The organism is Rhizobium sp. Leaf341 (assembly GCF_001424325.1).
In the GTDB taxonomy this organism is placed as follows: domain Bacteria; phylum Pseudomonadota; class Alphaproteobacteria; order Rhizobiales; family Rhizobiaceae; genus Ferranicluibacter.
In genome coordinates, this window is sequence record NZ_LMPE01000010.1 from 297,612 (window position 1) to 321,102 (window position 23,491).

21 protein-coding genes, 3 tRNA genes and 1 pseudogene are annotated in these 23,491 nt (G+C 63.2%); 10 read left to right on the forward strand and 15 right to left on the reverse strand.

Features of this window, described 5'->3' with window-relative positions; translation table 11 throughout:
* Positions 1 to 2: 2 nt before the first annotated feature.
* From ASG03_RS11170 to ASG03_RS11180, 3 genes are all read left to right on the forward strand, one after another.
* Positions 3 to 497: a GNAT family N-acetyltransferase gene (locus ASG03_RS11170; RefSeq protein WP_062693600.1), complete on the forward strand. Its 495-nt coding sequence runs from the start codon at positions 3 to 5 to the stop codon at positions 495 to 497.
* 136 nt (positions 498 to 633) lie between these two features.
* A complete protein-coding gene (locus ASG03_RS11175) occupies positions 634 to 1,029 on the forward strand; it encodes an NADH:ubiquinone oxidoreductase subunit NDUFA12 (RefSeq protein ID WP_062468324.1) in 396 nt (131 codons plus the stop codon).
* A gap of 280 nt (positions 1,030 to 1,309) precedes the next feature.
* Positions 1,310 to 1,762: a DUF2155 domain-containing protein gene (locus ASG03_RS11180; protein ID WP_062693635.1), complete on the forward strand. Its 453-nt coding sequence runs from the start codon at positions 1,310 to 1,312 to the stop codon at positions 1,760 to 1,762.
* A 72-nt stretch (positions 1,763 to 1,834) separates the two neighbouring features.
* Here ASG03_RS11180 and aat read toward each other — a convergent pair whose 3' ends face one another.
* The 5 genes from aat to ASG03_RS11205 form a co-directional block, all read right to left on the reverse strand.
* A complete protein-coding gene (gene aat, locus ASG03_RS11185) occupies positions 1,835 to 2,449 on the reverse strand; it encodes a leucyl/phenylalanyl-tRNA--protein transferase (RefSeq protein WP_062693601.1) in 615 nt (204 codons plus the stop codon).
* A gap of 118 nt (positions 2,450 to 2,567) precedes the next feature.
* On the reverse strand, positions 2,568 to 3,917 hold the full coding sequence (accC, locus tag ASG03_RS11190; RefSeq protein ID WP_062468320.1) for an acetyl-CoA carboxylase biotin carboxylase subunit: 1,350 nt from the start codon (positions 3,915 to 3,917) through the stop codon (positions 2,568 to 2,570).
* Positions 3,918 to 3,921: 4 nt separating this feature from the next.
* Entirely contained in the window at positions 3,922 to 4,377 is a 456-nt protein-coding gene (accB, locus tag ASG03_RS11195; protein WP_062693602.1) for an acetyl-CoA carboxylase biotin carboxyl carrier protein, read from the reverse strand.
* A gap of 18 nt (positions 4,378 to 4,395) precedes the next feature.
* The gene (aroQ, locus tag ASG03_RS11200) at positions 4,396 to 4,839 is read right to left on the reverse strand and encodes a type II 3-dehydroquinate dehydratase (RefSeq protein ID WP_062468317.1); all 444 of its coding nucleotides are present in this window, start codon (positions 4,837 to 4,839) and stop codon (positions 4,396 to 4,398) included.
* Positions 4,840 to 4,966: 127 nt separating this feature from the next.
* Complete coding sequence (locus ASG03_RS11205) at positions 4,967 to 5,695, reverse strand: DsbA family protein (RefSeq protein ID WP_443216602.1); 729 nt, start codon at positions 5,693 to 5,695, stop codon at positions 4,967 to 4,969.
* A 271-nt stretch (positions 5,696 to 5,966) separates the two neighbouring features.
* On the opposite strand from ASG03_RS11205, the gene ASG03_RS11210 reads away from it, so the two are divergent.
* Positions 5,967 to 7,127 carry a pyridoxal phosphate-dependent aminotransferase gene (locus ASG03_RS11210; protein ID WP_062693604.1) on the forward strand — a complete coding sequence of 387 codons (1,161 nt, stop codon included), beginning with the start codon at positions 5,967 to 5,969 and terminating at the stop codon, positions 7,125 to 7,127.
* Between the two features lie 169 nt (positions 7,128 to 7,296).
* Here the strand turns inward: ASG03_RS11210 and ASG03_RS11215 are convergent, their stop codons facing one another.
* On the reverse strand, positions 7,297 to 10,443 hold the full coding sequence (locus ASG03_RS11215) for a ribonuclease E/G (RefSeq protein ID WP_062693605.1): 3,147 nt from the start codon (positions 10,441 to 10,443) through the stop codon (positions 7,297 to 7,299).
* A gap of 802 nt (positions 10,444 to 11,245) precedes the next feature.
* Between ASG03_RS11215 and ASG03_RS11220 the strand changes: the two genes are divergently transcribed.
* The 3 genes from ASG03_RS11220 (at position 11,246) to prfB (ending at position 16,651) form a co-directional block, all read left to right on the forward strand.
* On the forward strand, positions 11,246 to 12,481 hold the full coding sequence (locus ASG03_RS11220) for an N-acetylmuramoyl-L-alanine amidase (RefSeq protein ID WP_062471852.1): 1,236 nt from the start codon (positions 11,246 to 11,248) through the stop codon (positions 12,479 to 12,481).
* Positions 12,482 to 12,956: 475 nt separating this feature from the next.
* Positions 12,957 to 15,410 (forward strand): penicillin-binding protein 1A, encoded by a 2,454-nt coding sequence (locus ASG03_RS11225; protein WP_062468309.1) that lies wholly within the window; start codon positions 12,957 to 12,959, stop codon positions 15,408 to 15,410.
* 109 nt (positions 15,411 to 15,519) lie between these two features.
* A protein-coding gene (gene prfB, locus ASG03_RS11230; RefSeq protein ID WP_162241378.1) for a peptide chain release factor 2 occupies positions 15,520 to 16,651 on the forward strand; the annotation gives its coding sequence in 2 pieces (ribosomal slippage) (positions 15,520 to 15,588 and positions 15,590 to 16,651; 1,131 coding nt in all).
* Between the two features lie 164 nt (positions 16,652 to 16,815).
* On the opposite strand, the gene ASG03_RS11235 is transcribed toward prfB, so the two are convergent.
* From ASG03_RS11235 to ASG03_RS11265, 7 genes are all read right to left on the reverse strand, one after another.
* The gene (locus ASG03_RS11235) at positions 16,816 to 17,310 is read right to left on the reverse strand and encodes a hypothetical protein (RefSeq protein WP_062693636.1); all 495 of its coding nucleotides are present in this window, start codon (positions 17,308 to 17,310) and stop codon (positions 16,816 to 16,818) included.
* 80 nt (positions 17,311 to 17,390) lie between these two features.
* Positions 17,391 to 18,164, reverse strand: coding sequence for an NAD kinase (locus tag ASG03_RS11240; protein ID WP_062693606.1), 774 nt, complete (start codon positions 18,162 to 18,164; stop codon positions 17,391 to 17,393).
* A 268-nt stretch (positions 18,165 to 18,432) separates the two neighbouring features.
* A complete protein-coding gene (locus ASG03_RS11245) occupies positions 18,433 to 19,296 on the reverse strand; it encodes an SDR family oxidoreductase (protein ID WP_164490743.1) in 864 nt (287 codons plus the stop codon).
* A gap of 189 nt (positions 19,297 to 19,485) precedes the next feature.
* The gene (locus ASG03_RS11250; protein ID WP_062468303.1) at positions 19,486 to 19,827 is read right to left on the reverse strand and encodes a hypothetical protein; all 342 of its coding nucleotides are present in this window, start codon (positions 19,825 to 19,827) and stop codon (positions 19,486 to 19,488) included.
* 197 nt (positions 19,828 to 20,024) lie between these two features.
* Positions 20,025 to 20,291 carry a hypothetical protein gene (locus ASG03_RS11255; RefSeq protein WP_062468301.1) on the reverse strand — a complete coding sequence of 89 codons (267 nt, stop codon included), beginning with the start codon at positions 20,289 to 20,291 and terminating at the stop codon, positions 20,025 to 20,027.
* Between the two features lie 213 nt (positions 20,292 to 20,504).
* Positions 20,505 to 20,580, reverse strand: a tRNA-Thr gene (locus ASG03_RS11260).
* Positions 20,581 to 20,646: 66 nt separating this feature from the next.
* Entirely contained in the window at positions 20,647 to 21,549 is a 903-nt protein-coding gene (locus ASG03_RS11265) for a TrmH family RNA methyltransferase (protein ID WP_062471841.1), read from the reverse strand.
* Positions 21,550 to 21,819: 270 nt separating this feature from the next.
* On the opposite strand from ASG03_RS11265, the gene ASG03_RS11270 reads away from it, so the two are divergent.
* Positions 21,820 to 21,904 (forward strand) — tRNA-Tyr (locus ASG03_RS11270).
* A gap of 24 nt (positions 21,905 to 21,928) precedes the next feature.
* Positions 21,929 to 22,002: transfer RNA gene (locus ASG03_RS11275), tRNA-Gly, on the forward strand.
* Positions 22,003 to 22,137: 135 nt separating this feature from the next.
* On the opposite strand, the gene ASG03_RS21470 is transcribed toward ASG03_RS11275, so the two are convergent.
* Together ASG03_RS21470 and ASG03_RS11280 are read right to left on the reverse strand one after the other, a co-directional pair.
* On the reverse strand, positions 22,138 to 22,347 hold the full coding sequence (locus ASG03_RS21470) for a hypothetical protein (protein ID WP_156381809.1): 210 nt from the start codon (positions 22,345 to 22,347) through the stop codon (positions 22,138 to 22,140).
* A gap of 77 nt (positions 22,348 to 22,424) precedes the next feature.
* On the reverse strand, positions 22,425 to 23,006 hold the full coding sequence (locus ASG03_RS11280; protein ID WP_062693608.1) for a hypothetical protein: 582 nt from the start codon (positions 23,004 to 23,006) through the stop codon (positions 22,425 to 22,427).
* A gap of 422 nt (positions 23,007 to 23,428) precedes the next feature.
* On the opposite strand from ASG03_RS11280, the pseudogene ASG03_RS21980 reads away from it, so the two are divergent.
* Positions 23,429 to 23,491 (forward strand): annotated as a pseudogene (locus ASG03_RS21980) (GTP-binding protein); the annotation flags it as partial.

Consider the following 23,491-nt stretch of genomic DNA (forward strand, 5'->3'; position numbering starts at 1 on the left):
GGATGTTCTTCGTCCGCTCAGCCACGGACCGCGATCTGGCGGCCATCAGCACGCTTCTCAGCGAAACGGCGCATGCGACCTACGACGCCACCTATGGCGCCGACAAGGTGGCCGAGATGACGGCCAAGTGGCACGCGGTTCCTGTCCTCAAGGCAAACCTCGCGCGCAAGAACAGCGAGTTCGTCGTGGCCGACGACGGCAAACGCATCGGCGGAATGGCCTATGCCGCGATGTCGCCGACGCTGCACGAGACGGCCGTCCTCCACCAGCTCTACGTGCTCCCGGCCTACCAGCGCCAAGGCCTGGCGCGCGATCTCTTTGCCGAACTCGAAACGTGTTTTCCCTATGCCGGACACATGCGGGTGGAGGTCGTCAGCGACAATGCGCCGGCCATCGCGTTCTACGCAGCCCATGGGTTCACCGAAATCGGCCCGGGATCGGACGCCTGGGGCATGCCGACGGTCGAGATGGAAAAGGTGCTGGACGACGCCCGATAGGGCACATCCCGCCGGCGGTCGACGGCGCACGGCGCAGCACCCGCAGGCTGGACAAGACCGGCTCGGCAGGCCATAAGCAGAAGCAATCATAAGGCATCCGCGCACGGCTTTCGTGCGCCGGTCCAAGGACGGTTCGATGAAGACTTTTCTGCAGATTTTCACCTGGTGGAACGGCTCGACGATCGGGACCCGGTTCCACACCTGGCGCTTCGGCAAGAAGGTCGGGCAGGACGAGCTCGGCAACACCTATTACGAAGGCGGCAAAGACTCCGAGGGCCGGACCCGCCGCTGGGTCATGTATAACGGCTATGCTGAGGCGACGGCGATTCCGCCGGGCTGGCACGGCTGGATGCATCACCGCACGGATATTTCCCCGGCCGACGAGAGCTACGCTGCCCGCGAATGGCAGAAGCCGCACCGTGTCAACATGACCGGCACGGCCCAGGCCTATCGTCCGCCGGGATCGCTGGCCAATGCCGGCGAGCGCCCGCGCGTGACCGGAGACTACGACGCCTGGACGCCGCGCTCTTAAGCGTCCGGCGGTCGCAGACCGTCCCGAACGAACATGTCGCGGCCATGATTGTCCTCTAGACCGACTGCGAGACGCGACAGGTGACGATTGCGCTGCGCGTTCGAGGGTCCGTCCCGACCATCGGGGTCTGGCACCCAATATCCCGCTGCGCCTGTGAGGACGGAGCGGGACGTGTCGCCGGGATGATGCGGTCGACCTTCGGGCGACCGGACACGCCAGCGGGATGCCGACGGGGCAGAGAACGGAAATTGCAGTGAACAGGAAGATCCGCACCGTGTCGATGAACCGCAATGTCGCGATCTGCCGCAAATCTTACGCCCGCGCGATCCTGCCGCTCCTCGTCGCCGTCTCCGCTTTCGCTGCGAGCGCGCTTCCGACAGAGGCCGCACGGCTGGCCAATCCCGTGGCCGTCTTCTCCGGGATCGACAAGATCACCGGTCGCATCACCACCTTTGACGTCTATATCGGCGAGACCGTGCAGTTTGGCGCGCTGCAGGTGACGCCGCGCGTCTGCTACAGCCGCGATGATACGGAAGCCCAGAAGACGACGTCCTTCGTCGAGGTCGAGGAAATCACGCTCGACCGCAAGATCCGTCGCATCTTCACCGGCTGGATGTTTGCCGACAGTCCCGGTCTGAACGCTGTCGAGCACCCGGTCTACGACGTCTGGCTGCAGAGCTGCAAGGCCAAGTCCGACCTGCCGCCCCCGGACAGCGCGTCGAACACGCGGTAATCCCGCTCCAAGGCCTCCGCAAGGCTTCGGCCTCATCGTTCCAGATGATGCCAAGAATACTAGAACGCGCCGTCAGAACCGCACATGGGGCTGCGCGACGGCCTGTGCGAGCAGGGTAGCATAGTCGGCCTTCGGCACGTCGATTGCGCCGAACGTCTTCAGGTGCTCCGTCGTGAACTGCGTGTCGAGCAGGACGAACCCGCGGTCGCGCAGATGCTGGACGAGGTGGACAAGGCACATCTTCGACGCGTCGGTGCGGCGCGAGAACATGCTTTCGCCGAAGAACGCCGCACCGAGCGAAACGCCGTAGAGCCCGCCGACCAGATCGTCCCCGTCCCATGCTTCGACGGAATGCGCATGACCCATCCGGTGGAGGGCCGTGTACAGGCCGCGGATCGTGCCGTTGATCCAGGTCGTGGGTCGATCCGGCGCCGGCGCGGCGCATCCTCGCATGACGGCCTCGAACGCCGTGTTGCGCCGGACGGTAAAGGATGAGCGACGGATTGCCTTGGCAAGGCTGCGGGAAACGTGAAAATCGTCGAGCGGGATGATGCCGCGGACCTCGGGTTCAACCCAGAAGAGCTCGGGATCATCTGCCGAGTCGGCCATCGGGAACAGGCCGATCGAATAGGCGCGCAGCAAGAGCTCGGGGGTGATGTCCGGTTGCTTGGCGCGGCTACCCTTCATGTTCTGCCTCGGTTTGCGCCCATCTGTCCGCCGCCCGACAAACGCGTCAGCCGGCAACGGGCAGGAACGTGAGGGCCGGAGCGCTGGCGCAGAAGGGCGTCAACGCTCCGGCAGGTTCTCATTCTCCGGGCTGGGCCAGGTAGTGTTCCAGCCAGTGAATGTCGTAGTCGCCGTTCGCGATGTCCTGATTGTTGATCAGGTCCTGAAACAGCGGCAACGTCGTCTTGATGCCGTCGATGACGAACTCGTCGAGCACCCGGCGCAGACGCATCATGCATTCGACGCGCGTTCGACCATGCACGATCAGCTTGCCGATGAGGCTGTCGTAGTAGGGCGGGATCCGGTAGCCCTGATAGGCGCCGGAATCGACCCGGACGCCGAGACCGCCCGGCGCATGGAAATGCGTGATCGTGCCGGGCGAGGGCACGAAGGTGCGCGGATCCTCGGCATTGATGCGGCACTCGATGGCGTGGCCCTGGAAGGTGATTTCGTCCTGGGTGACGGACAGGCCGGCGCCGGAAGCAACGCGGATCTGCTCGTGGACGAGATCGATGCCGGTGATGGCCTCGGTGATCGGATGCTCCACCTGGAGACGCGTGTTCATCTCGATGAAGTAGAACTCGCCGTTCTCGTACAGGAACTCGACGGTGCCAGCGCCGCGATATTTCAGCTTGCGCATGGCATCGGCGCAGATCTCGCCGATCTTCATGCGCTGCTCGACGTTGAGTGCCGGCGAATTGGCTTCTTCCCAGACCTTCTGGTGCCGCCGCTGCAGCGAGCAGTCGCGCTCGCCGAGATGGATGGCGTTGCCCTCGCCATCGCCGACCACCTGGATCTCGATGTGGCGCGGCTTGCCGAGGTACTTCTCCATGTAGACGGCATCGTTGCCGAACGCGGCCGCCGCTTCGGAGCGTGCCGTCGACACGGCTTCCTCGACCTCGTCCTCGTTCCGCGCGACCTTCATGCCACGGCCACCGCCGCCGGCCGTCGCCTTGATGAGCACGGGGAAACCGATCTCGCGGGCGATCTGCAGGGCATTTTCCGGGCGCACCTCGCCGGTCGAGCCGGGCACAACCGGAATCCCGAGCGCCTTGGCCGTTTCCTTGGCGGTGATCTTGTCGCCCATGATGCGGATATGATCGGCGGTCGGCCCGATGAAGGTGATGCCGTGCGCGTCGAGAATATCCGCGAACTTGGCATTTTCCGACAGGAAGCCGTAGCCGGGATGGACAGCGTCCGCCCCGGTGATCTCGCAGGCGGCCACGATCTGGTGGATGTTCAGGTAGCTGTCGCGCGAAGGCGGCGGGCCGATGCAGACGCTTTCATCCGCCAGGCGCACATGCATGGCGTCGGCGTCAGCCGTGGAGTGCACGGCAACGGTTGCGATTCCGAGTTCCTTGCAGGCGCGAAGGACACGGAGCGCGATTTCGCCGCGATTGGCGATGAGAACCTTGGAGATGAGGGGCATGGGCTTACTCGATGACCACGAGCGCTTCACCGTACTCAACCGGCGCGCCGTCTTCCACGAGGATCTCGACGACCTTGCCGGAGCGCGGCGCAGGGATCTGGTTCATCGTCTTCATGGCTTCGATGATGAGGACGGTCTGGCCCTCCTTCACCGTGGCGCCGACCTCGACGAAGGGACGCGAGCCGGGGGCCGGCGACAGGTAGGCTGTGCCGACCATCGGCGCCGTCAGCGCGTTCTTGGATGTGCGGGCAGCGGCCTCGGGAGCCGCCGACGATGCCGCGACCGCGATGGGTGCGGCGGCCGGGACCGGCGCGGAGACATATTGCGGCGTTCCCGCGCGCGACACGCGAATGCGCAGGTCTTCCTGCTCGATCTCGATCTCCGTGAGGTCGGTCTCGTTCAGGATATTGGCGAGATCGCGGATCAGTGCCTGATCGATGCCGGTCTTCTTGTCAGCCATGAGAGCCTCTTGTTCTTTTTATTTCGATGTATGAAGGAGCGTACTTAGCGCATTGAGCGCCAGAATGTAACTATGCGCGCCAAAGCCGCAGATCACGCCTTTCGCCGCTGGGGCAAGCATGGATTTGTGGCGAAATTCCTCGCGCGCATGGACATTGGAGAGATGCAGTTCGACCACGGGGATGCCGATCGCGCGTGTCGCATCGTGAAGGGCGATCGAGGTGTGGGTATAGGCACCGGCATTCACCGCGATTCCGGCGGCGCTGCTGCCGGCTTCGTGGAACCAGTCGACCAGCACGCCCTCGTGGTTGGTCTGGCGGAAATCGACGGTCAGCCCGAGCTTGTGACCTTCCTCGACGCACATCGTTTCGATATCGGCGAGCGTCTGGCCGCCATAGATGCCAGGTTCGCGCTTGCCCAACATGTTGAGATTGGGGCCGTTCAGGACGAAAATCGTTGGCATGTCACAAGCATCCTCGCGTCGTGCCGCCAGCTATAGACGGTTGGGCTGCCGAAAAAAAGCCTTTTGGGACCGCCGCAAGGCTGCAGGCGCCGGGCGTCCGCCTTGTCCACAAGGCAGGCGTTTCCCGTCAACAGGCTGTCTTGCCGCAGCGGCGCATGTTGGCGATCTTGGAGGCCAGTTCATCGGCACCGACAGCCCCGAAGATCGCCTCGTTGCCAATGACATAGGATGGCGTACCGGTCACGCCCAGAGCGTTGGCAAGCGTGTAGGCCTGGCGGACCTCGTCGTCCTGGCTCGGATCCACCATCTGGGCGCGGATGTCGGCCTCCTTGACGCCGAGCCGTTCGGCAACGGCGATGGCCGTTTCTTCCGTCGCGCGCTCTTCGCCGCCGAGAAGCGCCTTGTGGAAGTCGCCGTATTTTTCCGGCGCCAGCTTGCGAAAGGCCGAGCTGACCCGGTGCGCGTCGAGCGATTCCTGACCGAGAATCGGCAGTTCCTTCAGGACGAAGCGAACATTCTTGTCGGCATCAAGGATCGCCTGCATGTCCGGCAGGGCGCGTTTGCAATAACCGCAATTGTAATCGTAGAACTCGACGATCGTGACGTCGCCCTGGGGATTGCCGAGCGAAACATCGTACTTCGAATGGAAGATCGCGTCCTTATTCGCGCTGATTGCCGATTCGGCGACCTGCTGTGCCGCGGCGGCCTGTTTGGCCTTCAGCGCTTCCTGCACCTCGAGCATGACCTCGGGATTGGCCACCAGATATTCGCGGATGAAGGCCCCGAATTCGGCTTTCTGCTTGTCATCAAGCGCCATCGCAGGAAGAGCAAAACTGACGGTGGTGGAAGCGAGCATCAGCGATGCGGCAAAGAGACGGCGTAGGGAGATGGTCATTCGGTCCTCGCTGATGCGGAACGGCCCATATCCAGGAAAGGCCGCTCTTTCGTCCTCGTGCGATAGCACAGGGACAGCCGAGGGGACAACAAAAGGTCGAGAGCAGGGACCTCGTGACGCCCGGCCCTTGTGAAGCCGGCGCGGTTGGGGCAATGCCTTCCACAAGAAACGACCCGCCCTGCGACCTGCGCATCACGCATCCCGGGGCGGCGATTGCAATGAGGATCCCGCCATGACAACGCTTTCCCGCCGCAGTGCCGTGGAGCCCTTCCATGCCATGGATATTCTGGCGGAAGCGACGCGTCGCCGCGATGCAGGCTACCCCGTGATCTCCATGGCTGTGGGGCAGCCGAGCCATCCCGCTCCCAAGGCGGCGCTGGACGCGGCACGCGCAGCGCTCGAGCACGGGCGGCTGGGCTACACGGACGCGCTCGGTACCCTCTCCCTGCGAGCGGCGATCGCCGGGCACTACCAGCGGCACTACGGCGTCTCGGTGGATCCGCGGCGCATCGCCGTCACGACGGGTTCGTCAGCCGGATTCAATCTCGCCTTCCTCGCCTTGTTCGATCCCGGCGACCGCGTGGCCATCGCGCGGCCAGGCTATCCGGCTTATCGCAACATTCTCGCGGCTCTCGGGCTGGACGTCGTCGAGGTCGATGCCGATGCGTCGAACGGCTTTACGCTGACGCCGGACGGGCTGGCCGAGGCCGAAAAGCGAATCGGGGGGCCGATCCACGGCGTGCTCCTCGCCAGCCCGGCAAACCCGACGGGAACGGTGACAGGGCGAGCGCAGTTGCAGGCGCTCGCCGACTACTGCGCGGACCGGAAGATCGCGTTCATTTCTGATGAAATTTACCACGGCTTGACCTTCGTCGGAGAGGAGACGACGGCGCTGGCCGTGACGGAGGATGCCATCGTCATCAACTCCTTTTCGAAATACTATTGCATGACCGGATGGCGGATCGGCTGGATGGTTCTGCCGGAGGACAAGGTGCGCGGTTTCGAGCGCATCGCCCAGAGCCTTTACATCTCGCCGCCGGAACTTTCGCAGATTGCCGCAGAAGCTGCGCTCGGCGCCTCCGTCGAGCTGGAGGTCTACAAGGAAAGCTATGCGGTCAACCGTGCGCTCCTCCTGAAGCGGCTCCCGGAACTGGGGTTCGCCATCGCCTCTCCGATGGACGGGGCCTTCTATGCCTATGTTGACGCGAGCCGCTTTACCAATGACAGCATGGCCTTTGCTCACCGCATGCTTGCGGACATCAACGTAGCCGCCACGCCCGGGCGCGATTTCGATCCGATCGAAGGCCATCGCGCCATGCGCTTTTCCTATGCCGGCGCTCCGGCCGACATCGAGACGGCGGTCGAGCGCATGGCAGGCTGGCTGAAAAGCTAGGGCTATCAACACCTTCCGCGCATAGGCGGATTCAGATCGGGAGCGGCTTGAATCAATGTCTGAGCCGTGTCGCGCCGCGTTGCCGGACGCAAGCTTCGATCATGCCCAACGAAAAAGGCCAGCCGAATCGCTCCGGCTGGCCTTTCTGTCTGTTCGTCCGGTCAGCGGATCAAAGGAAGCCGCGCTTCTGCCACCAGCCGCCCTTCTTGGGCTTTGCCTCTTCTGTCGTCTCGTCAGGGGACGCAGCGGAGGAGCGAACCAGCGGCTCGCTGGCGATCGTCTCGATGTTCCGATTGTTGCGCGCAGGCTTGTCGTCCGACGTCTCGGGCTCAGCAACCGACGGGCTCTCGCCAGCGGTGTCTACAGCCACATGGGCCTCGTCGCTCTCGCCGAGCGAGGCGGATGCCTCTTCGGTGCGAGCCTCTTCGGAGGCGGGTGCCTGTTCGCTCACGACGGCATCCGGCGTGGCTTCGACGGCAGCCTGGGCTGCGTCGTCGGTCGAGACAGCGTCGCCTGCGGCCTCGGGCTGAACGACGACATCCGTCACGAGGTCCTGAGGCGAGCGACGGCGCCGGCTGCGCTTGGGAGCCGGAGCCCGATCTTCGGTCTCGGCAACCGCGTCGCCGGCAAGATCGTCGGCTTGCGCTGCGACCACCTGGCCTTCGGCTGCGGTCTCTTCCGAAGCGTCGGCGTTGTCGACGGCATCGACCTGCGAGAGGCTGTCGGCCCCAGCAGCACCGGCATCACCGGCATCCGCCGCTGCAGCCTCGTCCGAACCCGCTTCGATCTCGCCATCCTTGTTGCGGCGACCACCGCGCTTGCCGCGACGGCGACGCTTGCGCTTCTGGCGATCTTCGCCGCTCGCGCCCTCGGTCTGATCCGCAGACACGGCGTCATCCGCCTCGTCCTCGTCGTCCCCCTCGTCGGCGTCGTCGTCGGATGCGACATCCGAGCCGGCAGCGTCCGCCGATGCCTCGGCATCGCCGTCACGGCCGCCACGACGGCGACGACGACGCTTGCGCTTGCGACCGTTCTGATCGTCGCCGTTCTCGCGCTCGGCACGATCCGGACGCTCGGCCCGTTCGGGCTTCGCCTCGATCAGAATTTCTTCGTCGTCCTCGATATCGTCTTCGATGATGACATCATCGTCCTCGTCCTCGATCGGAGCTTCGAACTGGAGGATCTGTTCGATCTTCACCGGGTTCTCGACAGCTTCGCCGCGATCGATGGCGAAGTGCAGCCCGCCGACATGCGCATCGGCTTCCACCACGATGGCGACACCGAAGCGCGCCTCGTAGTCGGTGATCGTCGAGCGCTTGTAGTTGAGCAGATAGAGCGCAATGTCCGGCGTCGCGCGCACGGTGATGTCATGCGTCGTGTTCTTGAGGAGATATTCCTCGACGCCGCGCAGGACATGAAGGGCGATCGACGACTGCGACCGCACATGGCCGGTTCCCGCGCAGTGCGGGCAGACCTGGGTGGTTGATTCGAGAACCGATGCGCGGATGCGCTGGCGCGACATTTCCAGAAGGCCGAAATGCGAGATCCGACCGACCTGGATGCGGGCTCTGTCGTTCTTCAGATGGTCCTTGAGGCGCTTCTCGACGGCGCGGTTGTTGCGCTTCTCTTCCATGTCGATGAAGTCGACGACGACGAGACCGGCAAGGTCGCGCAGGCGAAGCTGGCGGGCAACCTCTTCGGCGGCTTCAAGGTTGGTCTGGAGCGCGGTATCCTCGATCGAGTGCTCGCGGGTCGAACGGCCCGAGTTGACGTCGATCGCGACCAGCGCTTCCGTCTGGTTGATGATGATGTAGCCGCCCGACTTCAGGGTCACCTGCGGCTGCAGCATGCGGTCGAGCTGTGCCTCGATGCCGGAGCGCGAGAAGATCGGATGCACGTCGCGATACGGCTGAACCACCTTGGCGTGGCTCGGCATGAGCATCTTCATGAAGGCCTTCGCTTCGCGATAGCCTTCCTCGCCGGAAACGACGATCTCGCTGATATCCTTGTTGTAGAGGTCGCGGATCGACCGCTTGATCAGGGAGCCTTCCTCATAGACGAGGCAGGGGGCGGTGGACGCGAGCGTCAGGGTCCGGACATTTTCCCAGAGACGCATCAGATATTCGAAGTCGCGCTTGACCTCGACCTTGGTGCGGTTGGCACCGGCCGTGCGCAGGATGACGCCCATGCCCTGGGGAACGTCGAGCGCGCGGGCGATTTCCTTGAGGCGCTTGCGATCCGGCAGGTTGGTGATCTTGCGGGAAATGCCGCCGCCTCGTGCCGTGTTCGGCATGAGAACCGAGTAGCGGCCGGCGAGCGACAGGTAGGTCGTGAGCGCTGCACCCTTGTTACCGCGTTCTTCCTTGGCGACCTGGACAAGCAGGATCTGGCGACGCTTGATGACTTCCTGGATCCGGTACTGCTTGCGCGGGCGACGATCCTTGCGATCCGGAACCTCTTCCATCGCATCTTCGGCACCGACCGACTCGATGACTTCCTTTTCCTCGTGATGACCGTCGTCATCATCGTCGTCGTGACCGCGGCGGCGGCTCGGCGCTTCGGAAATCGTGTCCGTATCAACCATCGCGGCCATTTCGCCGTTGGGGCCGCGGCCCTCGTCGGTCTCGCCGGCTGCGCTGTCGTCGGTGGCCGTGTCGTCGGGGGTCGTGTCGTCGGCGGTCGCGGCAGAGGCTTCCGCCTCGGCGGCTTCGGCGGCCACTGTCTTCTTGGAGCGGCGCGCGCGCTTCGGCTTGGCCTTGGGCGCCTCTTCGACGGCCGCGGCTTCTTCGGAGATCTCGCTTGCAGCGCCACCTTCGATAGCCTCGGCGGCAGCGCCGTCGGCCACGTCCGGCGACGACGTCACAGCGACAGTCTCGACCGGCGCTTCAGCTTCGGAAGCGACGGCTTCAACGGCCGTTGCGGGCGAGAGATCGTCCGCGGCGCCTGCGGTCTCGTCGTCCGACGCATCATCGTCCGAGTCGAGATCCGTCCCGGTTTCGACATGCTCGATATCGTCGTCGCGGCGCGCTTCTTCCGCCTCGGCGCGCAGCAGCGCCTGGCGGTCGGCCAACGGGATCTGGTAATAGTCCGGGTGGATTTCGGCGAAAGCCAGGAAGCCGTGGCGATTGCCGCCATAATCGACAAAGGCGGCCTGAAGCGAGGGTTCGACGCGCGTTACCTTCGCCAGGTAGATGTTGCCGCGGATCTGTTTCTTGTGTTCCGACTCGAAGTCGAACTCTTCTATGCGGTTGCCACGTACGACAACGACCCGCGTCTCCTCAGCGTGAGACGCGTCGATAAGCATTTTCTCTGCCATGTAGGTTGTGCTCCTCGGCGTGAGCGTGACAGGGCAGGAAAAGGACGTCCCGGAGGCGGTTCCCCACGCAGGTCACGGCGTTCGCCGGATAGATAAATTCCCGATGGATACCAGACATGGGCAAACAGCCGGACGGCAGAGGCAAGCGTTCCGTTTCCGGCGCTTTTCGCTTCTGACCGATCCTGCTGCGTCGACATGAGATACCAAACAAGGAATGCCAAAGTCATAGGCCGTGTGGCCCGATGAGTGTGCCCTTTGCAGGGCGTGGTGTCAGACACCGTATCTTCCGGCCACCGCCGGACTGTTCTCGATTCGGAATGCGGTGAAAAGTGAAGCGACGGCGGATGAGACACGCTTGCTGCGAGGACATGATCGCTGGAAGCGCGTAGTCCGCTGTCCAATCATGCTCTGGCGCCAGGGTTACTCCCTTGGCTGCCCGGTCGTGGAATCTATCCCGTCAACACTTTTTACCTGTGCAACGTTTATGGTTTTCATGTCACAATGGCAAGAGAAAAGCCCTTCCGCCTTAATATTGATGGATTTGCTTGTCTCGTTTTGACGCGGCGGCGCCGCTGATCCTAACGCGTGGGCCTGTCTGCCTTTTTGGCGGTAAGTTTTGGTTAACCTCCGTGCGGCAAGGATGCGGATCGGTCGAGACCCATCGATCCGCTTCGTCCGCCCGCCTTGGCAAAGCGCAGTTCAGGACGCGTACCGATGCAGGGGCGCAAGAGGTTATCACGAGGGGACGGTTTTGACGGAGACGGCGCGGCAGGAAACGGCAACGAGGGCGAAGACGCGCAAGATCGCCTCGGATCGGCAGCGCCGCGCCGGCAGGGTCCTGTCGCTGCTGAGTGCTGTCGCCGCGACCCTGTGGTTGGCGGGGCCCGTTCAGGCGGAGCCGGCGACCGGGCAGGGACCGCTTCTGGCCTATGGTCTGCGCATTGCCGGTGATGACGCGCGGACCCGCGTCGTCGTCGATTTCGACCGCAAGCCCGATATCTTCGTCCACTACGTCGACAATCCGCCCCGGGTCATCGTGGATCTCCCGGAAACCTCCTTCGGGGTGAAGCCGGAGGACGCGCAGGCGCGAGGGCTGTTCAAAGATATCCGGTTCGGCGCCATGGGTGCCAGCAGCGCCCGTATCGTCCTCACCGCAATCAAACCGGTCGAGATTACGGTCGCGGACGTCAAGACCGATGACGGCGGCAAGAGCTTCCGCCTCGTGCTGGATGCCGAGCGGATCGACCGGAAACGCTTTGCGCAACTCCTGACCGAGCAAACCTGGACGGGCAGCGTCGCCGCGACGAAGGCCGCGCGTGTCGAAGAGGCTCCGGCCCCCTCGAGCGACTTCATCATCGCCGTGGATGCAGGCCACGGCGGCATCGACACCGGTGCCGTCGGCGTCGACACCAAGATGGAGGAAAAGGCGGTGACGCTTGCCTTCGCGCGGGAGCTTGCCGATACGCTCAACCGCGAACCCGGCATCAAAGCCGTGCTGACGCGCGACGACGACGAATTCCTTTCGCTCTCCGAGCGTGTCCTGATTGCCCGCCAGAAGCAGGCGAAGCTCTTCATCTCGCTCCATGCCGACACGTTGAAGCAGCACGACATCCGCGGCGCCACCGTCTACACGATCTCGGACAAGGCGTCGGACCATCTGGCGCAAAGCCTTGCCGAACGCGAGAACCTGTCGGACCAGCTCGCCGGTGTGCCATTGGCGGACGAGCCCGCTGAGGTCGCCGATATCCTCATCGACCTCACGCGGCGCGAGACGCAGGCCTTCTCGGTCAACCTTGCGCGCTCCATCGTCTCGTCCTTCGAGGGGCAGATCAACCTGATCAACAACCCTCACCGCTTTGCCGGCTTTCAGGTTCTGCGGGCTGCGGACGTGCCGTCCATCCTGCTCGAACTCGGCTTCATGTCCAACAAGGAGGACGAGAAGCTGCTGGTCGATCCGGTCTGGCGCAAAAAGGTCTCCGAGCGCATCGCCGCCGCCGTGCGACAGTATCGCGGCGGCGCACGTGCCGACGGCGGCTGAATATCCCCTGAGACCCGTGTGCAGCAAGGCGATATCTCGGAAAGCCGACGCTGGCCAGGCCGAGGCACCGACCGGATGTACCCTTAAAATTCAGGATGACTTACATATTTTCGTGTCGCCCGGGCCACAGGCGCGGTGACATCCACGTGGGCAACAGGCTAAACTGCGCCAAGAGCCCTATTTTCCTCACATTCCCGTCGCTATCCCTCATACATACGCGACGATGTGGAATCGCCGGGCGGGCTGGACATGCCGCGCGCCCGAAGCCGGAAAAGCGGGCGGTACCCGCGCCGTCTCGGTTCGGATCTGAGGCCGGGCGTGACCTTCGTTCCTGACGGATGTGAGGCGGGCGCACAGGTCACGGCGTCAACATCGTCACCGGTGTCCTGCACCGTGACGGACGACATGCAGAAAGGTGCGGCGGGAACGCTGCCTTTCATTTGATAGCGACGACGAAGGGACCGGTAGCCAACCGATGATCAGACTGATTGGATACTTCTTCGGCGCCGGCGCCTTCCTCGTGCTGATCGCGGCGGCGGCAGCGGCACTCTATCTCGGAAACCTGAACAAGGATCTTCCGGATTACGAGGTGCTGGCGACCTACGCGCCCCCTGTGACAACCCGCGTCCATGCGGGCAATGGCGAGCTCATGGCGGAATATGCCCGTGAACGTCGTCTCTATCTGCCGATCCAGGCCATTCCCGACCGCGTCAAAGCGGCCTTCATTTCGGCCGAAGACAAGAACTTCTACCAGCATCCCGGCGTCGACCTCATGGGTCTCGGCCGCGCGATCCTTGTCAACGTGCAGAACATGGGCTCCGGTCGCCGTCCCGTCGGTGCCTCGACGATCACTCAGCAGGTCGCCAAGAACTTCCTTCTCTCGGCTGACCAGACGATCGACCGCAAGATCAAGGAAGCCATTCTCTCTTTCCGCATCGAGCAGGCCTATTCGAAGGACCGAATTCTCGAGCTGTATCTGAACGAGATCTTTTTCGGGCTGAACTCCTACGGCATCGCCGGTGCGGCTCTGACCTACTTCGACAAGTCGGTCACCGAGCTGACGATTGCCGAAACCGCCTATCTCGCTGCGCTGCCCAAGGGCCCGTCCAACTACCATCCCTTCCGCCACGAGGCTGCCGCGCTCGAACGCCGCAACTGGGTGATCGACCGGATGGTGGAGAACGGTTACGTCACGCGGGCCGATGGCGACGAGGCCAAGACCCAGCCGCTCGGCGTTGCCGTGCGCCGCGGGGGCTCGCATCTGTTCGCGTCGGACTACTTTGCCGAAGAAGTCCGGCGCCAGATCATTCAGCGCTACGGCGACAATGCGCTGTACGAAGGTGGCCTGTCCGTTCGCACGTCTCTCGACCCCAAGATCCAGGTCGAGGCGCGCAAGGCCCTGCAGGATGGTCTGGTCAATTACGATGAACGTCGCGGCTTTCACGGCCCGCTGAAGAGCATCGAGATCGGCGGCGATTGGGGCATTGCGCTCGGCAAGCTCGACGCGCTCTCCGACGTACCGGAGTGGAAGCTCGCCGTGGTGCTCGCGGTGGACGAAAAGGGCGCCGAGATCGGCATTCAGCCCTCTAAGGACGGCGCCGGCAAGGTCGGCCCGGACCGTGTGACCGGGCGCATCTCGGCCAAGAACATGCAGTGGGCCTATCGCTCGTCCGACGGCAATCGCCGCACGGCGCGTTCGCCGGAAGGCGTGGTCGGCCCGGGCGATGTCATCTATGTCGAACCCCTGGAAACGGACGGCGACTACCGCCTGCGCCAGCCGCCGAAGGTGCAGGGCGGCCTTGTGGCCATGGACCCGCAGACCGGCCGCGTTCTCGCCATGGTCGGCGGCTTCTCCTACGGCCAGTCGGAGTTCAACCGCGCAACGCAGGCCATGCGCCAGCCAGGCTCGTCGTTCAAGCCGTTCGTCTATGCGGCGGCACTCGACAATGGCTATACGCCTGCGTCCGTTATTCTCGACGCACCCTTCGAGCTCGTGACGGGCGGCCAGGTCTGGCGTCCGGAAAACTACGGCGGCGGCTCGGCCGGTCCGTCGACGCTGCGCCTCGGCATCGAGAAATCGCGCAACCTGATGACCGTGCGGCTGGCCAACGACATGGGCATGAACATCGTCGCCGAATATGCCGAGCGTTTCGGCATCTACGACAAGATGCTGCCTGTGCTCGCCATGTCGCTCGGCTCGGGCGAGACCACCGTCATGCGCATGGTGTCGGCCTATTCGGTCATTGCCAATGGCGGCAAGCAGATCAAGCCGTCGTTGATCGACCGCATTCAGGACCGTTACGGCAAGACCATCTTCCGCCATGAGGAACGGACCTGCGAAACCTGCAATGCCGCGGACTGGCAGGAGCAGGACGAGCCGACCCTGACCGACAACCGCGAGCAGGTGCTCGATCCGATGACGGCCTACCAGATCACGTCGATGATGGAGGGCGTCGTGCAGCGGGGAACCGCCGCCGGCAAGGTCACGCTCGACCGCCCCGTGGCCGGCAAGACCGGAACGACGAACGACGAGAAGGATGCTTGGTTTGTCGGCTTTACGCCCGATCTGGTGGCCGGCCTCTATCTCGGCTTCGACAACCCTGCGCCCCTCGGGCGCGGCGGCACAGGCGGCAGCCTCGCAGCTCCTGTCTTCAACGAGTTCATGCAGGCCGCGCTTGCAGGCACGCGTCCGACCAAGTTCATTCCGCCGGAAGGCATGAGCCTGGTGCCCGTCAACCGCAAGACCGGCATGGCCGCGGCCGAAGGCGATCCCGACACGATCATCGAAGCCTTCAAGCCGGGCACGGGCCCGGCCGATACCTTCTCCGTCATCGGCGGTGCCGATGCCTATGTGCCGCCGGAAGAGATCCTGCGGACCTCGCCCCAGGCGAACCAGGCCGTCACGTCCGGCTCGAACGGCCTGTTCTAGCATCCCCGATTGCGATGCGCCCGCTGCCTTTACATCGGCGGCGGGCGTCGCTATTTCACGAGCAGGCACTTCCGCACGATCAAGACCAAGACATTGAAGAAAAGAGACAATGCGTAACGAAATCGAGAACATCGTCGACGAGATCAAGCAGGCCGTAAGCCTGCTGAGGAGGCATCTTTGACTGGGATCAGGCGGTAAGACGACTGGACTGGTTGAACAACAAGGCGGAAGATCCGAGCTTGTGGAACGATGCGGCCGAAGCCCAGAAGCTGATGCGCGAGCGGCAGAGCCTCGATGAAGGCATCAACAGCGTTCGCGCCTTCGAGCAGCAGCTGAAGGACAGCATCGAACTCATCGAACTCGGCGAGGAAGAGGGTGATGCCGACATCATCCGCGATGCCGAGGAAACGCTGAAGGGCCTGCGCACGGAAGCCGCGCGCCGCCAGGTCGAGGCCATGCTGTCGGGCGAAGCCGACAGCAACGATACCTATCTCGAGGTGCACTCGGGCGCCGGTGGAACCGAGAGCCAGGATTGGGCGAACATGCTCTTGCGCATGTACACGCGCTGGGCGGAACGTCAGGGCTACAAGGTCGAACTCATGGAAATCCATGATGGGGAAGAAGCGGGCATCAAGTCCGCAACGCTTCTCGTCAAGGGTCACAACGCCTATGGCTGGATGAAGACCGAGTCCGGCGTTCACCGCCTCGTCCGCATCTCGCCCTACGACAGCAACGCCCGCCGACACACATCGTTCTCGTCCGTGTGGGTCTACCCGGTGGTCGACGACTCGATCCAGATCGACATCAACGAGAGCGATTGCCGCATCGATACCTATCGCTCGTCCGGCGCTGGTGGACAGCACGTCAACACGACCGACTCGGCTGTCCGGATCACCCATATGCCCTCGGGCATCGTGGTGCAGTGCCAGCAGGAGCGCTCGCAGCACAAGAACAAGGCGAAGGCCTGGGACATGCTGCGCGCCCGGCTCTACGAGTCCGAGCTGAAGAAGCGCGAGGAGGCAGCCAATGCCGAAGCCGCGTCGAAGACCGAGATCGGCTGGGGCCACCAGATCCGCTCCTATGTTCTCCAGCCATATCAGCTGGTGAAGGATCTGCGAACGGGCGTCGAAAGCACGGCACCGTCCGACGTTCTGGACGGCGCACTCAACGATTTCATGGAAGCAGCGCTTGCCCATCGCGTGAACGGCGGCGCGGATGCGGCGGTCGATGATCTGAACTGAACGGACGGCTGCGCGAAAGCGCAGCCGCGTCTTCTCGGCCGAGCCGAGGAGCAGACAGCGCGCCTAAAGCGTTGCGCGAAAAAGGTTTTACGCAACTTGCTTTAAGGTCTTGTTCTTATGCGTGTCGTTTCCCGAACCCACTGCACCCTTTCGGGCGACCTGCACTAATTCGATTCGCGCTCGATGCGGATATCGCCGAATTCGTCGATCAGCACCGTCCAGGTTTCGATATCGGTCGCGGCCGGATCCGTGCGCAGATAGACGGTCGCGAACAATCCGGGCTGCTGGGTCACGCCATCGGAGGTTTCCGGCCGGATGTCGGTCACGAACGCCTTCATCCGGGAAAATTCGTCCAGCTCCGTCGACGAGACGATTCGCGGCCCTGCCGGATCGAGGGCGACCTGTTGCAGCACGACATGCGCCGTGCCGTCCGTCTGGCGAAGGGCGATCAGCTTATAATAGCCTTTTTGTGCGGTCGCGGCCGCCGCTGCTGGCGGCTTCGCGTTCTCAGCGGGATTGGAGCTACCCGATCCCTCACCACTGTCCTCCCAAAAGCCGGAGCTCGTGACGAAGGTCACATTGGCGGGAAGCACGTCCTCGGCATGTGCGTTGAGCGAACCAACCGTGACAGCGGCGGCAACAAGACCGATCCTCCACACCTGCATCATACGACCATCGTGTCCTGCACCTGATTCCCTCCCACTGCGTAAGCCTGCCATAAAATTCTTCGCGAATCGAATCAGTTGGAAAACTGCTCGGCCAGAATGCGGTCGGACCAGGAGTAGTCGGGATCCGAAAGGATGCGTGCCGTCATTTCCTCGGACTCGGCGATACGAACCGACACGACCGATTTGACTTCGACATGATCGGCCACGGCATTGACCGGCCGCTTGTCCGTTTCCAGGATCTCGATTTCCACCGTCACCTTGTTGGGCAGCAGAGCCCCGCGCCAGCGCCGCGGGCGGAACGGACTGACCGGCGTCAGGGCCAGAAGCGGCGCCTCGAGCGGCAGGATGGGGCCGTGGGCGGAGAGATTGTAGGCCGTGGATCCGGCAGGTGTGGAAAGAAGAATGCCGTCGCAGATCAGCTCTTCCAGACGCACCCGTCCGTCGACGGTGATCTTCAGCTTGGCGGCCTGATAGGATTGCCGGAACAGATAGACCTCGTTGATCGCAAGGGCACTGAAGCTGCGGCCCTCGCTGTCGCGCGTCTGCATTTCGAGCGGACGAAAGGCGTTTTCCACGGCATTTTCCAGCCGCTCCCGCAGATTTGCCGTGCTGTAGCGGTTCATCAGAAACCCGACGGAGCCACGGTTCATGCCGTAGACGAGCTTGCCGGTGTTCATGGTCTGGTGAAGCGTCTGGAGCATGAAGCCGTCGCCCCCGAGCGCCACGATCACGTCGGCCGCTTCCAGATCCGCATTGCCATAGATAGCCGTCAGTTCTGCCGCCGCTCTCTGCGCTTCCTCTGCCTGCGATGGGGCAAAGGCGATCGTCTCGAAGGTGCGTAGCATAGGGTGCCTTGCCATTGTCTGGACACGCCGCCGAGGCGGCCGGGGCCGAGGCCGGCCGAGCGTCATCATGCATAAAATCCCGCTGTATGAAAGAGATAGCGAAAAGAAACCGGCGCTTACGACCGCCGGAATCAAACGACACTCGTGTTGAAAAGGTCGTGCTGACACCTCATCGAAAACGCCGCGCGCCTTGGGGCACGCGGCGTCTTGTCTCAAGCGCTTCGAGAAACGGCGAGCGCTTGTTCTTATCTCGATCGTCGGCGACCGACTAGATCATGATCTCGCCGCCGGTCACCGGCACGACCGCGCCCGTCATGTAGCTGCCGAGTTCGGACGCAAGGAGCACATACGCGCCCGCGAGCTCCGCCGGCTGTCCGGCGCGACCGATCAGGGTCTGTTTGCCAAACTGCGCCGCCTTTTCCGGAGGCATCGTCGAGGGAATGAGAGGTGTCCAGATGGGACCCGGCGCCACCGCATTGACGCGGATTCCCTTCTCGGCCAGCATTTCGGCAAGACCGGCCGTGAAATTCAGGATCGCGCCCTTGGTGGAGGCATAGGCCAGAAGCTGCGGCGAGGGCTGTTTGGACTGGATCGACGTCGTGTTCACGATCGAGCTGCCGGGCTTCATATGCGGAACGGCGGCTTTCGAGAGAAAGAACGACGCGTAAATGTTGGTGCGGAAGGTCGTATCCCACTCGTCAGCCGTGATATCGGCAATATCCGCATAGGTTCGCTGGAATGCGGCATTGTTGACGAGGATGTCGATGCGGCCGAGATCGCGGACGGTCTGGTCGACCAGAGCGATGCAGTGTTCTTCCGACTGGATATCGCCGCGGACCACCACGCATTTGCGCCCGGCCTCGCGAACCCATTTGGCGGTCTCTTCCGCATCCTCGTCTTCATTGAGATAGGAAATGACGATGTCGGCGCCTTCACGGGCGTAGGCAATGGCCACCGCCCGTCCGATGCCCGAATCGCCGCCCGTAATGAGAGCAACCTTATCCTTGAGAAGATGATTGCCCTTGTAGGTCTTCTCGCCGTGGTCCGGCAGGGGATCCATCAGGCGCGTCAGCCCGGGCGGTGCCTGTTGCTGTTCGGGATGGGGCGGGGTCGGTCGGTGGGCATCGGACATGGAGGTCTCCTTCAAGCGTTCCGACGCTAACGACGACATCCCCACATCGTTCCCGACCGGCGTGCGCTTGCGCGGCGGCCGGACGCCGGGCCGGGAGACCCGTTCCTCGGTCCGGTCGATGCGGCGGGCAGAGCGGCATCGACGAGTGCCGGCACCTCTGCGCCGCTACGTCTGCTCCTGCTGCCGGCGTCAGCGGTTCTGCATCACCCGCACGACCTTCGCCGTCGGCCGCTTGGCAATCATCGACTGGAGATCCTCGTAATCCAGGCGACCGGCCGTGATGGCAGCGACCATGCGCTGGCACGCAACCCGCTTGGCATCCTTCTCCGGCACGTCGAGAACCAACGCGGCGCCCTGGACGCCCGTCTGCGTAAACCCGGCGATGCAGTCGGCCGTGACCTTGTCCCGTGCCCGCTTGCTGCCCTTCATCGTCTCGACGGCAACCTGAAACTGCGGCTTTGTCGGTCCGCAGCCGGCCATCAGCACCGCAGCCAGCAACACCGCACCGATGCGATACCCGTTTTTCATCATTTGCCTCCCAGAGATGTCAGAACAGTGAGTCTGCAGCACCGCAACCGCGACAACCTAACAGGGGTCGACGGAGGCGCAAGAGCACAGGGGCGGGTGTAAGGGTCAACGGGATCCACGATGTCGCCGGGACGCTCGCGCAGCCTGCACGTGCCGACAGGATCCAGAAGGGGACGTTGAGCCGGGGAGGGTGCCGATGCTCAGTTGCTGCCGATCCCGCATTCCGCTCTCTCGTCGTACACCCTGCCATCGCGGGCCGGACGATCGATCGTAAGGTCGTCTTGCGCCGCCTTATCCTGCGCATGGTCCGCCTCGGGCACATGGATTCCAAGATTGCCTGTCCCGAGCCAGTGCGCACGCTCGCGCCGGATGCCGTCCGCGACCATCTTGGTCGGATCCGTCTCGCCCCGTGTCATGTGCTCGGCAACAATGGCCCAAGCTGTCCGCCAGATATCGTCCGATGCCACCCGTCTCTCCCGATTGTGCAGGTGAGCTTAAGCGCTCTGGCTGAAGCGAAGCTTGCGGACAACCGGAAGGATGCCTTCTGTAAGGCAGAAGCGAGATAGAAGTTTGGCCCTGTGGCCCACCATGCCGGCAATGGCGACGACGTGAGTAAACGCCGGCACGAGAGGGCTCTCGGCTGCTCAGCGGCTGTAGTGGTGACAAATCTGACGGTGTGTTGGTGCCCCCACCAGGACTCGAACCCGGGACCCCCTGATTACAAATCAGGTGCTCTACCAACTGAGCTATAAGGGCAGCAGCGGAGGAATTAGCAGATTCCTCCGGCGTGTAAAGCGGAAATGCGCGGGCGCGAGGCCCGGGCTAGCGTTTGAGATGCGCGCGCGCGGCATAGAGCGCGATGGCTGCCGCGTTGGAGACATTGAGGGATTTGATGGCGCCGGGCATGTCGAGGCGTGCGAGCGCGGAGACGGTATCGCGGGTCTTCTGGCGCAGGCCCTTGCCTTCGGCTCCCAGCACCAGCGCAACGCGGTCGCCGACGAAGGTTTCTTCAAGCGGCGCCGGGCCTTCCGAATCAAGGCCGATCGAGTGAAAGCCGAGGCCGTGCAGTTCTTCCAGCGCGTCGGCGAGGTTGGTGATCTGGATGTAGGGGATCAGCTCCATCGCGCCGGACGCCGATTTGGCCATGACGCCCGACTCTGTCGGGCTATGCCGCATCGTCGTGATGACGGCACCCGCGTCGAATGCCACCGCCGAACGGAGCACGGCGCCGACATTGTGCGGGTCGGTCACCTGGTCGAGGACGAGAATCAGCGGGCTGTCCTTCAGCGCGGACAGGCGGCGGACCGGCAAAGGCTTTGTTTCCAGCATGACGCCCTGGTGGATGGCGTCCGGCCCGAGGATCTTGTCGAGCATCTGGGGAGAGACGATGTCCACCGGGAAGGGCAGGGCATCGGTGTTCTCGATCTCAAGACGGACGAGCGCGTTGAGGGTCGCCGAAAGGCTGACGATCTTGCGCTCCGGATTGGCAAGTGCAGCCTTGACCGTATGGATGCCGTAGAGCTGGACCTGGTCGGGCGCAAGCGGCGGCGCCTGCCATGCGGCCTTCCCGCCCTTTGCGCCCTTGGCATCCGCCATCTGTCGGCGACGGTCCTCCGGCGGCGTCGGGATTTCTCCGCGCTCGCGCTTCTGGTCGCGATGGGCGCGGCGCAGGGTTGCGTAATGGGTGTCTTTGGCGCTCTTGTCGCCGGAAGGATCTTTGCTCATGCGGGCCTTATATCGAGCGCGGGCCGGCAGGGAAACCATTTTCCCCGCCAGCGCCCGCGGCGCGTCAGTGGAGACCTCGCATGAGGAATGCCTGCGCATGCATCGGTAGACGATGCGCCTTGCTGTGGACGATTTCCCACTTTTGAAAAAACTGCCAACGTTGTGTTGACAGGAGGAAACGGGGCGGTCATATACCCGGCGCAGATCAAGGGGCGGCACAAACAGCCGCTTCCGAAGATCGGACTGGTCGCTTGATCCCGACGGAATACTGGAGGGATGCCCGAGTGGTTAAAGGGGACGGACTGTAAATCCGTTGGCTCAGCCTACGTTGGTTCAAATCCAACTCCCTCCACCATTCTGTCGCACGGATCAAGACCCCGCGGGTATAGCTCAATGGTAGAGCAGCAGCCTTCCAAGCTGAATACGCGGGTTCGATTCCCGCTACCCGCTCCATTTTCCTCGCTAAGTCTGTGTCTCCATAGCCGAAATACTTTGTAGGTTACGCGCTAGCCAACCGGCTGGCCAGCGTGCCCGACATAGGATGCGATCCAATGCGACATGGCGAAGGCACTTGTCGGTTGGGCCTCCTCATTCAATGGTTTCTACAGACCACTCGAAAGCAGCGAAGTCTCGACCGTCGAGATTTGTACGCACCCAGGCGGGCAGGGCGGCTTCCTCGAAGATACCGACACTGGTCCATCCTCGCGTCTCGACACGCGATGGCAGCGATTTGCCGATACGGCGGTACAGGCGGCGGTCGGGAAAATGTTCCGATTTTAATAGCTCGACAGCACTCATTGGTTTCCTCACGGTCAAAGAAGCCAATCCTCGCACAAGTCAGCCTGGACCGCATTGAAGGAAACGGGAATTTTTGACTATTGCGACGGCGACCACGCAAGCAACGCCCCAAGGCAGAGCTCACGATAGCGCAGCATGGCTTTCGGGCTGCTCGATACCGGATTAATCGGCTCATCCTTGAGACCGGCGATATCCCCGGCTTCGGCCATATCGACGAGGCGGGCGAGCTTCGCGCGGAAGCGCTTGTGCGTCTCGGCCGAGGAATCAGGGGCCGCCGGCAGCTCGCCGCGCTGTGCGGCTTCTACGGTCGCCGCACGCTTCCCCTTGGGCCTCGGTACCGCCGGGACGGCCGGATCGGCTTCCTGCGCTTTCGCTGCCGGTCTGGCAGTATCGCTTTCTATCGTGCTTTCATTCCGTGCAGCCTCGATCATGTCCTTCGGGACAAGGACCGTGAAGCGTTCGGGGGTGATTGCGTAGATCATCGCGGGCTTGTTCGATCCAGCGACGATCTCATCGGCGATCTTGATCGCGCCTCGCAGCGTCGGCGCCTCGCGGTTTACCTTCTCGGTCGGGCCGGTGCGAAGATGGACGTTGAAGTAGATTACGGTCTCGACCTTGGCGCAATCGGCGATGTCGGCGGGATGCGGTGGCTTCGGCATTGATGGTCTCCTCGGTGGAGACGTGTGTTATGACCACGTCACAAAAGAGCAACTGGGACTTCTGCGTGATGGCGGAAGAACGACAGGCTAAGAACTTTTGGAAATGGTGATCGAGCATGACCGCAAGCTTTTCAAGGCTGGGGTTGAGATCCGGCAGCGGGTGATGCGTGTCGCGGCTACCTCCACGCTCAGCCGCGCGTTTGAGGCGATCGTCCGGCATGCGCGACCGTCTTGCAATTGCCGCGGGGCACTCCCATTTGCAGCGTCGAAAGCCCGCATCTCGCGGGTGAGACGACGGCCTGTCCCTCCCGCGCAAATAGGCCTTGCGCAATTCTTGCGAAACCCTTAAACGCCTCCCCAAACCGGCCGGCGGCACACTGGCCTGCCGGGCCGTATCTCATTGATCACAGGAAAACATACCCATGGCAAAGAGCAAGTTTGAACGCAACAAGCCGCACGTGAACATCGGAACGATCGGTCACGTC